Below are 14,001 nucleotides of genomic sequence, written 5' to 3' on the forward strand. Positions count from 1 at the left end.
ACATAAGAAATCAGCATGGGATTAATTAAATTTATATTTATAGCAATACTGGTACTTTGGATTATCCGAATGTTAATTCGTTTAATATTACCAATGTTGTTTAATAATATGGCTAGTAAAATGCAACAGCAGGCTACTGGACAGCAATATCAACAAAAAAAGCAAAAGCCTGAAGGTTCAATTTCTATTGATTACATGCCGCCAAAGCCAGACCAGGGTAAAACCGATAAGCTCGGAGATTTTGTAGAATACGAAGAAGTTAAATAATGTAAGTCCTGATGAAAATCAGGATTTTTTTGTTTGTAATATTTCCTTAATTGTGAGGTACAGCCGGGCCAGACAATTTAGGGAAGCAATCTTTTGTTTCATGCAACAAAATAAAGATTTGTATTGATAAGGCTGTTTAAAGCTTTTTTTGGAGATGCTTCTATTTAAACACTTTCAAAATCGAACCCCAAAACCAGTTTTCTTCAGCTTTTAGCATGGTTTCGATGGTTTTATCAGCATTAATTGCTAACTTATTTATATCTGCAACCGATTTTTTGAAGGTAGCATATTCCGGATCTTTTTCATCTCCTGTAACAGCTGAAAGCTCAGAAAGCACCTTCAACACCGGCTCCAGCTCACGTTTTTTACGCTCTTTTGCAACTTGTCTCGAAATATTCCAAACATCTTTATCAGCAAAAAAATATTCTTTACGCTCTCCGGCTTTATGTTGCTTTTCAACAAGTCCCCAGCCGATTAAATCGCGAAGTGTCATGTTTGCATTACCTCTGGATATGCTCAGGCTTTCCATAATATCTTCAGTGGTTAATGCCTCTGGGGAAATTAAAAGCAAAGCATGAATTTGCGCCATTGTTCTGTTAATACCCCATTCTAAGCCAAGTTTACCCCAGGCTTCTATAAATTTTAATTTCCCTGTCGCTAAATCCATAAACAAATATAATTATGTTTTTTAAACTTTCAGGAGTTATTGAAAGGTTGCTTTATAGAAATTTATTGCTGATTGCTGTGCTTATTTGGATGAAATTAACCGCAATATTTCACATCGAAATTATTAATTATCAGTACGGTTAATTTATTCCTTTAATATACGGGGCAAATTTTTATTTTTGACGTTCGTTTAAACTTAAACAAACCTTAATGAATAACTGGTTTAAAAACAATGGCACCCATATAGCCATTATTGCAATTTTTGTAGTCATTTGTTTTGCTTATTTCAGTCCTGTTTTACAGGGGAAAGCACCCATGCAAGGCGATGTTTTGCAGGCAAAGGCTATGCAAAAAGAAATTATGGATGTTAAAGCCCAAACAGGTAAAGGCCCGTTGTGGACTAACCAGATGTTTGGTGGAATGCCAGCTTATCAAATCTGGGTTCAGTATCCATTAAATATCACTACCTATGGTATCGATTTTATAAAAGGCGTATTTCCTGATCCGGTGGGCACTGTATTGCTTTATCTTTTAGGCGCATATCTTTTGTTTTGTGTGTTAAAGGTAAATCCATGGCTTGCAGCGGCAGGTGCCGTAGCCTTTGCGTTTACATCATATAACTTTATCATAATTGCTGCTGGGCATAGTAATAAAGCTTTAGCAATCGGATTTTTTGCACCGATTCTTGCTTCAATTATCTTAACGCTAAGAGGCAGATATTTGCTCGGCGGAAGCTTGTTGGCTTTATTTATGGCTTTAGAAATTCGTTCTAACCATATTCAAATGACCTACTATTTGTTTATTGCCATCTTCATTTTAGGATGCATTGAACTTTATCATGCAGTAAAAGCAAAACAATTACCGGTATTTGGTAAAACGGTGGCTTATATCTTCGGCGGTATTTTTCTTGCTATTTTAGTTAATGCAGGTACACTTTGGACAACCTATGAATATGGAAAAGAAACCATTCGTGGTAAATCTAACTTAACAATGGATAAATCCGAGCCTGCAACCGGTTTAGACAAAGCCTATGCCTACCAATGGAGCCAGGGTGTTGGCGAAAGTTTCACTTTCTTAGTGCCAAATTTATACGGTGGTTCGAGTGGAGGTGCTTTAGATCCAAAAGGCGAATTCGTTAAAATTTTGCAAGATGGAACAGTTGCAAATGCTATTGGTCCCTTATATGGTGAAAAAACCGGAGAAGCCATCAATGCAATTGCACAAAACGCTGGCTCGCAATATTGGGGTGATAAACCTGGTACTTCTGGCCCTTATTATTTTGGTGCTATTATTTGTTTCTTATTTGTATTCGGATTATTTATTGTAAAACACCGTTGGAAATGGTGGATTTTAGGCACGAGCATTTTACTATTATTACTTTCATTTGGTTCAAATTTCCCTTTAGTTTCAGATATTTTCTTTAACTACCTGCCAGGATATAATAAATTTAGAGCTGTTGAATCAATATTAGCGGTTGTTGGTTTATTAGTTCCGCTACTTGCGGTTTTGGCAATTAAAGAAGCTCAAGATGGTGTTTACGACCAAAAATACCTAATTAAAAGATTAACCTGGTCGGCGGCGATAACCGGTGGTTTTGCATTAATTATCTTAATTATGCCGACTGTATTTTTCAGTTTCAAAAATGCAAGCCAGGTTGAGCTTACCACTTGGCTTAATCAAATTACGCAAAACAATGCGGCAATTGTGTCAAAAATTACAGATGCGGTTGTTGCAGACCGAGTATCTCTAGCTAGAGCTGATGCTTTCCGTTCCTTGTTATTTATCCTGATTGGATTTGGTTTAATCTGGGCATTTATCACCAAAAAACTGAATATGCAACTTGCATTTGGTTTATTAGCATTGGCTATTCTTATCGATTTATGGCAGGTAGATCGCAGATATTTGAGCAATCAGAATTTCGTAAACAAATCTGATTTAGCCGATCATTACAAACCTAGAGATGTAGATAATTTTATCGCTGCTGATAAAGACCCAAACTTTAGAGTATTCGATTTAACTTTAGGCGATCCATTCAAAAGTGCAGAAACTTCATATTTCCACAAAACAGTTGGTGGTTTCCACTCGGCAAGGTTAAAACGTTTTCAGGAATTGGTTGACCATCAATTAACAAAAAGCATCAATCAAGATGTGCTGGACATGTTAAATACAAGATACATCATCACACAAGACCAACAAAATGGTTCATACAAAATGCAACGTAATCCAACGGCTTGCGGAAATGCATGGTTTGTAGAAAGCGTTCAGTATGTTAAAAATGCAGACGAGGAAATGAAAGCCATTAACAGTTTTGATGCTAAAAAAGAAGCAATTGTTGATGAAAGCTTTAAAAGCATGTTAAACAGCAAAATTTTAGGAACCGGGCAAGAAGGTTTTATTAAATTAACCACTTACACTCCTGATCATTTAACTTATGAGTACTCATCAGCGAAAGATGTAGTGGCTGTTTTCTCAGAAATTTACTACAATAAAGGTTGGAAAATGTATATTGATGGTGTAGAGAAGCCTTATTTCAGGGCTGATTATATCTTACGTGCGGCTCAATTACAAGCGGGTAACCACAAACTAGAATTTATTTTCCACCCAACTTCGTATTATGTTGGCGAGAATATTTCGTTAGCCGGTTCGATACTTTTAATTGCTGGTTTAGGCTTTGGTTTCTATTCAGAGAATAAAAAGAAAAAAGCTAAAGCATAATAGAGGTCTTTAATCAAACTTAACAATAATTAAACCCATAGGCATTTGCCTATGGGTTTTTTTGTGGCATTAAATTTTAACAAAAATTAAGAGAGGCGTAATAAAATTTAACAGTTACGTAACATTTGATTGATAGACAGTGTCTTATCTTTGTTTCAAATCGGATGTTATGCTTGAATTCTTTTTTGCGATATGCCTGTTAATTATCGTTATTTACTTTTTTAGTCCTTTTGAGGTTAAACTCGATGAGGAAGAAGAGTGGTAACATCTTTTTCAAAAATGTGAACTGCTTAAATAAAGCGGTAGTAAAATTCCTCCCCCAAAAATTTCTTGATAATGGATAAAAGAAACGTAGATATCGTTGTGATATCTGATGTGCATCTTGGTACTTATGGATGCCATGCCAAAGAACTTTTGAAATACCTTAAAAGTATCAAACCCAAAAAAGTAATTCTGAATGGAGATATCATCGATATTTGGCAGTTCAGCAAAAGTTATTGGCCGGAATCACACATGAAAGTTATCCGAAAGTTAATGAAGTTCGTTTCCGAAGGAGTAGAAGTTCATTACTTAACAGGAAACCATGATGAAATGCTCAGGAAATTTGACGGAATGGAAATGGGGAGTTTCCATTTAAGCAACAAACTGGTTATGGAATTAGATGGTAAAAAAGCCTGGTTTTTTCATGGTGATGTTTTTGATGTAACCATGCAGCATTCTAAATGGCTTGCCAAAATGGGCGCTATTGGTTATGATACGCTAATTTTGATTAACAGCTTTGTAAACTGGTTTCTTAATCTTTTAGGAAGGGAGAAAATGAGTTTTTCTAAGAAAATAAAGGCGAAATTTAAGGATGCGGTAAAGTTTATCAATAGTTTTGAACAGGTTGCCGCCGAGCTTGCTATTGAAAAAGGTTATAACTATGTGGTTTGCGGACATATACATCAACCCGAAAAGAGAGAAATTTTAAGTGAAAATGGTTCGGTTACCTATTTGAATAGTGGCGATTGGGTAGAAAGCTTAACGGCTTTGGAGTATAAGGATAAAGCCTGGGAAATATTTAAATACGACCATAAAGATTTTACTAAGGATGAAATGGATGACGGAATTTTATCTGATGCGGAAGATTTAAAAAGTAAACTCGACATTAATTTACTGTTGAAAAATATTAAGTATGAAATTGCCTGATAATTTAAGATATTCGGGCAATCAATGAAGATATTATACGCAATTCAAGGCACAGGGAACGGCCACATCAGCCGGGCAAGGGAAATAATTCCTTTGTTGCAAAAACATGGTGAGGTAGATATTTTGGTTAGTGGAACGCAGGCCGATGTTAAATTAAGCCAGCCCGTAAAATACCAGCTGCATGGTTTTAGCTTTATTTTCGGTAAAAAAGGTGGCGTTCATCATTTTAAAACCTGGTTAAGCATGAATCTTTTCCGTTTCAGAAAAGACATGAAGCAGCTTCCTTTAAAAGATTACAATTTAATTGTTAATGATTTTGAGCCAGTAAGTGCCTGGGCTTGTAAACTTCAGGGTATTGATTGCGTTTCGTTAAGCCATCAGGCTGCGTTTAAATCAAAGAAAGTGCCCAGACCAAGAACTATCGATTGGGGTAAGGTAATTCTCAGCCACTATGCGCCAACAAAATACCATATTGGTTTTCATTTTGATAGATATGATAGTTTTATTTACACACCTGTTATCCGCACGGAAATAAGAGCGTTGGAAATTACCAATTTAGGTCACTATACCGTTTACCTTCCAGCTATTGATGATAAATATCTGGTGAAAGTTTTAAGCAAAATCCCTGATATTAAGTGGCAGGTTTTTTCTAAACACAACAAAGAAGCTTATCAGTATGAAAATGTTTTTGTAGAGCCTGTTAACAACGAAAAGTTTAATAAGAGTTTGGCAAGCTGCGAAGGTCTTTTTACTGGTGGTGGCTTTGAAGGGCCATCTGAAGCGTTATATTTAGGCAAAAAATTATTGGTAGCGCCAATGCGTTTTCAATTTGAACAGCAATGTAATGCCTTTGCGCTTAAAAAATTTGGTTTACCGGTTATTTGGGGCAGTACCAGAAACTGGCTCCCGATAATTAAAGAATGGGTAGAAAACCCTCAGCAGCATCAGTTCAATTTCCCTGATGAAACAGCGCAAATCATTGATGATATGGTTAAGAAGTACGCTAGAATTTAGCCTTTGCTTAGCAACTCTTTTTTCGCAACTTCTATCCTTGCTCTTTAGGTTGCGTTTCTGCATCCTTGCTTCTTAATCTTTACTTTTTGCGCTTTGCGGTTTTTATCTTTACTTTGCCCTCTGTATAAATGGCATGATTAATCAGTTTAGAAAATTAAACCCTGTTAACCTTATTTTATTACTCGCATACACTTTTTTTATGCGGATAATTCTTTTTTATCAGGTGCCTGAACAGCTTCATTTCGATTTTTTAGAGCCATTTGCTCATTTTTTAATCGATTATGATTCGTCGAATATGTTCTCGCCTGTGGCTAACATATTTTTCGCCGCAATTCTGGTATTTATCCAGGCACTTTTATTCAACAGGATAATTAATAACCAGAATTTACTTACTAAGCAAAGTTTTTTACCCGGTTTAATGTATGTAACAGGCGCAAGCTTATTTATGCCATTTATGGTTTTAAGTCCGGCGTTGATTTGTAATTTCCTGCTCATCTGGATAATAGATAGGTTTTTGAAGCTGAATAAAAGCGCAAATTCTGTAACTGCAGTTTTTGATATTGGCATGATAATCGGATTGGGGACATTAATTTATTTCCCTTTTATTTCGATGTTGCTGATGATTTTTCTCTCCTTATTACTCTTCAGAGCATTTAACTGGCGAGATTGGATAGCGGGAATTGTTGGCTTTTTAACTGTATTTTTCTTTCTGGCTGTGTTGTATTACTGGAGAGATAATCTAACATCTTTCTATCAGATTTGGAAACCATTGGTAAACCGTTTTCCATCAGTTTTTAAAATTAATTATAACGATTATCTGGTGCTTATTCCTGTTTTTGTTATTATTGTTTTGGCCTCTTTACAGCTCCGCGAAAACTTCTTTCGGAGTTTTATAAGCACCAGAAAGGGCTTTCAGATGTTGTTTTTTATGTTTCTGATTGCTGGAGCCAGCTTTTACTTAAAGCCAGGTTTTCGGGTTTCTCACTTTTTACTATGCGTACCTCCGGGTGCGGTGCTTTTGGCTTATTACTTCAGCAATGCCAAAAAGAGGTGGTTCTACGAAACCTTGTTTTTGTTGTTTGTGCTTTCTGTTCAATACTTTCTGTTTGTTTAACCTTTTTTAACAAAATGATACCTCGAAACTTGTTAAAGATTAATAGCTTTGTGGCTGATTGAAGAGTTTTGGACTTTTTGATATTAGTTTTTTAATATTGAAAATAGATTCCGCTAAAGTTAAATGCACAATTTAAGTATCGATATTGGCAATTCTGCTACTAAAATTGCCGTTTTTTCAGGCAAAGATATTGTTCATTATCAACGGTTTGAGCAAGTAGCAACGAGCGATCTGTTGCACTTAATCAATCAGTTTAATATTCAGAAATCGATAATAAGTTCGGTTGATGAAGAGATTAAAAGCTTAGAAGATTTTTTAAAGAATCATACAGAATATGTTCGTTTTTCAGCTTTGCTGAGTAATGGCGTATTAAATAAATATAAAACACCCGAAACCCTAGGTTTGGATAGATGGGCAGCAATTTTAGGCGCCAATGCTATTTTTAAAGGGCAGGCATTTTTAGTTATAGATGCCGGAACATGTATCACTTATGATTTATTGAATCAAAATCAGGAGTATTTTGGGGGCAGTATTAGTCCGGGGATAAACATGAGATTCAACGCTGTTCATCATTTTACAGGCCGGTTGCCCTTAGTAAAGTGGGATGATAAAGAAGCCATCCCGGCAGGAACGGACACACAGTCTGCTATTAAAAACGGCATTTTGCAAGGCGTTTTAAATGAAATTGAAGGGTTTATTTCCCTAAATAAGATACAAGAAAGTGCCTTAAAGGTAATAATAACAGGGGGAGATGCGGATTTTTTGGTTAACCAATTACAAAACAGCATCTTTGCGCCTCTAATAATTAAAGATTCCTATTTGGTATTAAAAGGATTAAATGAAGCTATTGCAGATTAAAATGTACAGAAGAATAAATTATATTGCAGCCATACTCGTTTTTGTTTGTGGTTTAGGTGTTCAGGCACAGGTAACTACATCATCACCCTACTCAAGATTTGGATTTGGTAACGTAAAAGGTTCATTATTGCCTCAATTACGTGCTATGGGCGGCATATCTACTGCAGTAGGTAAGGTTAATGGCTTCAACTATATCAATATGCAGAATCCTGCATCGTATTCGGGTATTACCCTAACTACAATAGATTTAGGCATGAGCGCCGGATTAAATTCACTTTCCAGAAATAATTTAAACGAAACCAGCTTCAACGCAACTTTTGGTCACCTGGCTTTTGCTGCACCAATAAACAGGCGCTCGGCTATTAGTTTTGGTGTAATGCCTTATACCGATTTAGGTTACAGCTATAAAAATTCGGTTAAGATAGATACCATGAGTGTAGATCAGCTTTATGAAGGTGAAGGTGGTTTATCGAAGGCATATTTTGGTTACGGATACAGATTCGGAGACCATTTGAGCATTGGTGCTAACGTAGAATATATCTTTGGTAACTTAATTTCGACCCGAGCAACTGAATTTGCAGAAGTTGGAGCCTTAAACTCTAAACTTCAAAATAAAAACAGTGTTGGTGGTTTAAACTATTCTTACGGTATTCAGTACAATTTCAATGTTGCGCCAAAAACACTTGTAACCTTGGGTTATTCCGGTAGCAGCTCTGGTAAAATTAATTCTAGCCAATCTTACTTCGCTACTATTTACCAAAGAGACCAAACCGGTAATGAGGGTACAGCTATTGATACATTGAGCTCGGTTGTAAGTGCTAAATCAAACTTAAAACTTCCGTTATCTCATAATTTCGGTGTATCTATTCAACAAACAGATAAATGGTTAATTGGTGCCGATTTTAGAATGAGCAAATGGGCTAATGTAACGCTTAATAATGTAAACCAAGGTTTGCAGGATAGCTACGGTGCATCTTTGGGTGGCCAATTTACACCGGATATTACATCTTACAATAACTATTTTAAACGTGTTGACTATCGTTTAGGTGTTAGTTATGATAAAACCTACATCAAAATCGGTAATCAGGATATTAAGCAGATGGGCGCTTCCATCGGTTTTGGTTTCCCTTTACCATCGGCAAATGTGGGCTCAACCTTCTACAAAATTAACTTCACTACAGAAGTTGGTCAGCGTGGAACTTTAACCAACAGCTTGGTTAGAGAGCGTTTCATCAACTTCCATTTAGGTTTTACGCTTAACGATACCTGGTTCCGTAAGTATAGAGTAGATTAATGAATGGCAAAACTTTTTTATATGGTTTAATGCTTGGGTTGCCTTTATTTCTGGTTTCCTGTGGAGATGATGACTTAAAAAAGGCTAATGCTGTCGGAGATAAGAAGATAACCTTAGACCGGGACAGAACGCTTGGTGTAGAAATTATTTACAGTGATTCGGCTCGTGTAAAGGCGAAAGGTAACGCTCCGATAATGGATAAAGTTACCCCATCTAACGGTGGCGAATACCAGGAAATGATTAAAGGGGTTAAGATAGATTTCTTTAACGTACAAACCGGTAAAATAGACGGAACGCTCATTAGCGATTATGCTATTCGCCGTTCTCAGGAACAAAAAACCATTTTCAGGAAGAACGTAATTGTGAAGAATATTAAAGGCGATACTTTCTCCTCAGAAGAATTGATTTGGGATGAAGCGCAAAAGATATTCTATTCCAAACAAAAGGTAACCGTTAAAACCATCGATGGGAACATTCTGGACGGGGTTGATTTTCAGGCACCGCAAGATTTTAGCACCTATACCTTTAATTCTGCAACAGGTCAGGCCGTTTTAAAAGATGCCATAGCACCTTAAAAGCGCTATTTTTGCAACGCTTATTTGCTTAAAAATTAAACACTTGATAAATAAAATTTAGTATTTTCTTTTTTAAGGCAAATTTGTATCTTGCGCCCTCTTAAAAAAAACTAAATAATTTAAAGTACAATATGGGATTAATGACATTTTTGCGTAACCGTGCCGGATACATTCTTGTATTCATGATTGGTTTTGCAATTGTTGCATTTTTAGTAGGTGATGCAATTAACGTGGGTAAGCCTTTTTGGGCAGCCAACCAAAAAACTGTTGGTTCGGTTGATGGAAAAGACATCAGTATTGATGATTTCGGACCAAAGGTAGAGCAAAGTGTAAATCAGTTAAAACAACAATATGGTGGCGGTTCTAACGCTCAAATGCAATCAATGGCAGTTGATCAGGTGTGGAATGCAGAGTTAGCCAACGTGTTATTAACTAAAGAATACGATCGTTTAGGTTTAACGGTATCAGAAGATGAATTATTAGATTTATTAGTTGGTCAAAATCCAAGTCCGCTAATTAAACAATACTTCACAAACCCTCAAACCGGTCAGTTAGATAGAATGTCTTTAAACAGCTTTCTGAAATCTAAAGAGCCACAAGCACAAAGTCAGTCGCTTTTGTTGCAAACAGAAATTAAAAACCAGGCTTTACAACAGAAATATTCAAACTTAGTACGTAATTCAGTTTATGTTACTTCATTAGAAGCAACTGATGAATATACCAACCGTAACAAGCTGGCTAATTTCAAATATGTAAATCTTGATTATACCTCTATTCCTGATGCTTCAGTTAAATTAACGGATGCAGATTACTCGGAATATTATGACGCGAACAAAGCACGTTTCAATAATGCTCAGGAATTACGTTCATTTGAATATGTTACCTTCAGCATTAAACCTACAAAGGCAGATTCTGCTGCGGTAAAAGCTCAGGTAGATAAAATTGCTGCCGATTTCAGAACAGCTAAAAATGATTCGCTTTATGCGGCGATTAACTCTGATGTTAAAGTTCCTTTTACTTACTTAACTAAAGGTAAATTAGATCCTGCAGTAGATTCTGCTGTATTTTCTTTGCCTGCCGGAAGTTATTACGGACCAGCCCTATCAGGTAATTCTTATAAAGTAATCAAAGTTGTTGCTACTCGTTTCTCTCCTGATTCGGTTAAAGCAAGTCATATTTTGATAGACCCAGCTAAGGTAGGTGGTGAAGATAAGGCAGTTAAACTTGCCGATTCATTAAAAAGCTTAATTGCCGGGGGTAAAAGTTTATCAGACCTTGCAAAAATCTACAGTGTAGATGGTTCTAAAGATAAAGGTGGCGATTTGGGTACTTTCGCTCGTGGTACAATGGTTCCTGAATTTGAGAATGCTGCTTTTGATGGTAAGACGGGTGATTTAAAAGTTGTGAAATCTCAGTTTGGTGTTCACTTAATCAAAATTGAAAAACAAATTGGTTCGTCTAAAGTTGCGAAATTAGCTTACATCGAGAAATCATTAGCAGCAAGTAGCAAAACGCAGGCCGCAGCTTATAAGGCGGCTAGCAACTTCTTAGCTAATGTTAAAGGCAATGATTTTGCAAAGCTTGCAGCGAAAGATAAATTGAAAACAGCTGTTGCAGATAAAATTACGGCTACTCAGGGCTTTGCTCCGGGATTAGATAATCCACGTAAATTAATTCAGGATGCATACGCGGCAGATAAAGGTGATGTTTTACCTGAAATTTACACCATGGGTGATGCTTATGTTGTTGCTCGTTTAACAGATGTTAAACCTAAAGGTGTTTTATCTTTAGATGCAGTTAAAAAAGAAATTCAACCAATGGTGTTAAGTGCGGCTAAAGGCAAATTGCTTGCTGCTAAGCTTGAAGGTGCTGGTAAAGGAAACTTAAATCAAATTGCATCAAAAGTTGGTCGCCAGGTGATGCCAGTTCAAAACATTGTTTTCGCAAACCCAATTATTCCAGGTGTGGCTCAGGAAAATAAATTGGTGGGTTCTGTTTTCGGTTCTCAACCGGGTAAGGTTTCTGCACCGGTTCAGGGTGAGCGTGGTGTGTATGTTTTCACTGTTGATGGATTTACAAATCCTGCTCCAATTGCAAATATGTTTAAACAAAAAGAAAGCATGTTAATGACCTTAGGTCAACGTTCATTAGGTTCGGCTTTCCAGGCTTTGCAAGATAATGCGAAGATAAAAGACAATCGCGTGAAATTCTATTAATTAGAAATTCCGTAAATTTGAACCGTTCTGATGTTAAGTCAGAACGGTTTTTTTATTTGTTAGCCATGGAAATTCAAGAGAACATCATCAATAAGGTAGCGAACAGCGGTTTAATCACTTTAAACCTGGAAGATTATTATCATCCGGGCGAGCGAGTTGTGTATGATATAAAAGATAACCTTTTTCATGGATTGATGTTGAGGGAGAAGGACTTCAGGGAATTTATAAAAGCACACGATTGGTCTCAATATCAAGGTAAAAATGTTTCAGTTATCTGTTCTACAGATGCCATCGTGCCTACCTGGGCTTATATGCTTTTGGCTAATAAATTAAAGCCATTCGCAAATGAGGTGGTTTTTGGAAACCTGGAAACGCTAGAGGCAATACTATTCTCCAAGGCAATTGCTAAAATTAATCCCGAAAATTTTGCAAATGAACGTGTAGTGGTAAAAGGTTGCGGAGACATTGATATTCCGGTTGCCGCTTATGTAGAAATTACAAATTTACTTACACCCGTTGTTAAAAGTATAATGTTTGGGGAGCCTTGTTCAACTGTTCCGGTGTATAAAAGAAAAGATTAAACCCGTTTCTGAATGTTGTTTTGGTGTTGCTGAATTTATTAGATGTGCTCAATAAAAACTTGGATTGTTTTTTGCATATTGTAACAGGACTGCAAATAAAGCGTTATTATACGGTCGGACACAAACAACACACACACAAATGAAAAGGTTATTCACAATATTATTCACCTTTGCCACCTGGTATGCATCCGCTCAGGAACTTCCGCTCAAGAAGGAGCCTGTTTTCCAAGATGGAGAGGTATTAAGTTACAAGCTTCGCTATGGATTTATAACGGCTGCAGAAGCAACGATTAAGGTGCAAAATTCAGATTTAAAGTTTGATAACAAACCAACCTATAAATTAACAGTAGATGCACAAACCTCGGGCACTTTTGATGTTTTTTATAAAATAAGAGACCATTACGATTCTTATATTGATAAAAATGAATTGACTCCTTATTTCTATCAGGAAAATATCCGAGAAGCGAGTTATAAAAGACAAGACAAAGCCCGGTTTAATCAGGTTGGTAAAAAAGTGGTTTCGAACAGGGGAACTTTCAGTACGCCAACTACACAAACCTTCGATTTGGTATCGGCTTACTATTTTGCAAGAAGTCTGGACATCTCTAAAATAAAAACAGGCGATAAGTTTAAATTGAATTATTTTCTTGGTGATGAAATTTCGGCTTTGGAAGTTGAATATATTGGCAAAGAAACCGTTCAGAGTAAATTGGGTAAAATCAGGTGTTTAAAATTTAGTCCGTCTATAAAACCTGGCCGGATTTTTAAAAAAGATAGCCGTTTGTACCTTTGGGTAACGGATGATGGAAACCGTGTACCGGTAAAGGCACAGGTTGAAATTTTAGTAGGTGCGGTAACGATGGAGTTAAAATCGGCTTCAGGCTTAAAATATGCTTTAGCAAAAGATTAATCATGATAGAGGTAGAACAAGTGCTGGTGCACGAAGATGTTTTAAAAGAGAACTTTGTTTGCAATCTGAGTAAGTGCAAAGGAATTTGCTGTGTGGAAGGGGATTCGGGAGCACCATTAGATAATGATGAAACTGCAATTTTAGACGAGATTTATCCAAAAATAAAACACCTGCTGAATGAGAAAGGTATCAAAGCCATCGAAGAACAGGGGACTTATGTGGTGGATGAAGATGGCGACCTAACCACGCCTTGTGTGGATAAAAATAAAGAATGCGCTTATGTACTTTTTGAAAATGGCATAACCAAATGCGCCATTGAAAAGGCTTATGAGCAAGGCCTGGTAGCATGGCAGAAGCCAATTTCCTGCCACCTTTACCCAATCCGAATAACTAAATACCCAGAATTTGATGTATTAAATTACGACAGGTGGCACATTTGCCATGATGCCTGTACTTTCGGTAAGGAATTGAAGGTGCCGGTTTACAGTTTTCTTAAAGGACCGCTTATCCGTAAATATGGTGAGCAATGGTATAAAGAGCTGGAAGAATCGGTTGCTGCAATGTAGCATAAATCAGGAATTTCAATTTAGTACTATTACAGTA

Annotated in this window: 13 protein-coding genes; 12 read left to right on the forward strand and 1 reads right to left on the reverse strand. The window is 36.6% G+C overall.

Going from position 1 to position 14,001, the window contains the following annotated elements; genetic code table 11:
• Positions 1-15 precede the first annotated feature (15 nt).
• Positions 16-267, forward strand: coding sequence for a DUF4834 family protein (locus tag LUA86_RS01670; RefSeq protein WP_231458809.1), 252 nt, complete (start codon positions 16-18; stop codon positions 265-267).
• A gap of 160 nt (positions 268-427) precedes the next feature.
• On the opposite strand, the gene LUA86_RS01675 is transcribed toward LUA86_RS01670, so the two are convergent.
• Positions 428-934 (reverse strand): GbsR/MarR family transcriptional regulator, encoded by a 507-nt coding sequence (locus LUA86_RS01675; protein ID WP_231458810.1) that lies wholly within the window; start codon positions 932-934, stop codon positions 428-430.
• 209 nt (positions 935-1,143) lie between these two features.
• Here LUA86_RS01675 and LUA86_RS01680 point away from each other — a divergent pair, with 209 nt between their 5' ends.
• The 11 genes from LUA86_RS01680 to LUA86_RS01730 all read left to right on the forward strand — a co-directional run bounded on the left by LUA86_RS01680 (position 1,144) and on the right by LUA86_RS01730 (position 13,964).
• Entirely contained in the window at positions 1,144-3,648 is a 2,505-nt protein-coding gene (locus LUA86_RS01680; protein ID WP_231458811.1) for a YfhO family protein, read from the forward strand.
• 336 nt (positions 3,649-3,984) lie between these two features.
• On the forward strand, positions 3,985-4,836 hold the full coding sequence (locus LUA86_RS01685) for a UDP-2,3-diacylglucosamine diphosphatase (RefSeq protein ID WP_231458812.1): 852 nt from the start codon (positions 3,985-3,987) through the stop codon (positions 4,834-4,836).
• Positions 4,837-4,860: 24 nt separating this feature from the next.
• Positions 4,861-5,850 carry a glycosyltransferase family protein gene (locus LUA86_RS01690; protein ID WP_231458813.1) on the forward strand — a complete coding sequence of 330 codons (990 nt, stop codon included), beginning with the start codon at positions 4,861-4,863 and terminating at the stop codon, positions 5,848-5,850.
• A gap of 133 nt (positions 5,851-5,983) precedes the next feature.
• Complete coding sequence (locus LUA86_RS01695) at positions 5,984-6,964, forward strand: DUF6427 family protein (protein WP_231458814.1); 981 nt, start codon at positions 5,984-5,986, stop codon at positions 6,962-6,964.
• Positions 6,965-7,087: 123 nt separating this feature from the next.
• Positions 7,088-7,822 carry a type III pantothenate kinase gene (locus LUA86_RS01700; RefSeq protein WP_231458815.1) on the forward strand — a complete coding sequence of 245 codons (735 nt, stop codon included), beginning with the start codon at positions 7,088-7,090 and terminating at the stop codon, positions 7,820-7,822.
• 1 nt (position 7,823) lies between these two features.
• Positions 7,824-9,116 carry a hypothetical protein gene (locus tag LUA86_RS01705; protein WP_231458816.1) on the forward strand — a complete coding sequence of 431 codons (1,293 nt, stop codon included), beginning with the start codon at positions 7,824-7,826 and terminating at the stop codon, positions 9,114-9,116.
• Positions 9,116-9,691, forward strand: coding sequence for a hypothetical protein (locus LUA86_RS01710; protein ID WP_231458817.1), 576 nt, complete (start codon positions 9,116-9,118; stop codon positions 9,689-9,691). Before LUA86_RS01705 ends, LUA86_RS01710 begins: the two co-directional genes overlap by 1 nt.
• A gap of 131 nt (positions 9,692-9,822) precedes the next feature.
• Positions 9,823-11,907: a SurA N-terminal domain-containing protein gene (locus tag LUA86_RS01715; protein WP_231458818.1), complete on the forward strand. Its 2,085-nt coding sequence runs from the start codon at positions 9,823-9,825 to the stop codon at positions 11,905-11,907.
• A 65-nt stretch (positions 11,908-11,972) separates the two neighbouring features.
• Positions 11,973-12,488 (forward strand): DUF2480 family protein, encoded by a 516-nt coding sequence (locus tag LUA86_RS01720; RefSeq protein WP_231458819.1) that lies wholly within the window; start codon positions 11,973-11,975, stop codon positions 12,486-12,488.
• A 139-nt stretch (positions 12,489-12,627) separates the two neighbouring features.
• Complete coding sequence (locus tag LUA86_RS01725; RefSeq protein ID WP_231458820.1) at positions 12,628-13,398, forward strand: DUF3108 domain-containing protein; 771 nt, start codon at positions 12,628-12,630, stop codon at positions 13,396-13,398.
• 2 nt (positions 13,399-13,400) lie between these two features.
• Entirely contained in the window at positions 13,401-13,964 is a 564-nt protein-coding gene (locus tag LUA86_RS01730; protein ID WP_231458821.1) for a DUF3109 family protein, read from the forward strand.
• The last annotated feature ends 37 nt before the right edge of the window (positions 13,965-14,001 follow it).

The sequence above is a fragment of the Pedobacter sp. Leaf132 genome, assembly GCF_920984695.1.
Lineage (GTDB): Bacteria > Bacteroidota > Bacteroidia > Sphingobacteriales > Sphingobacteriaceae > Pedobacter.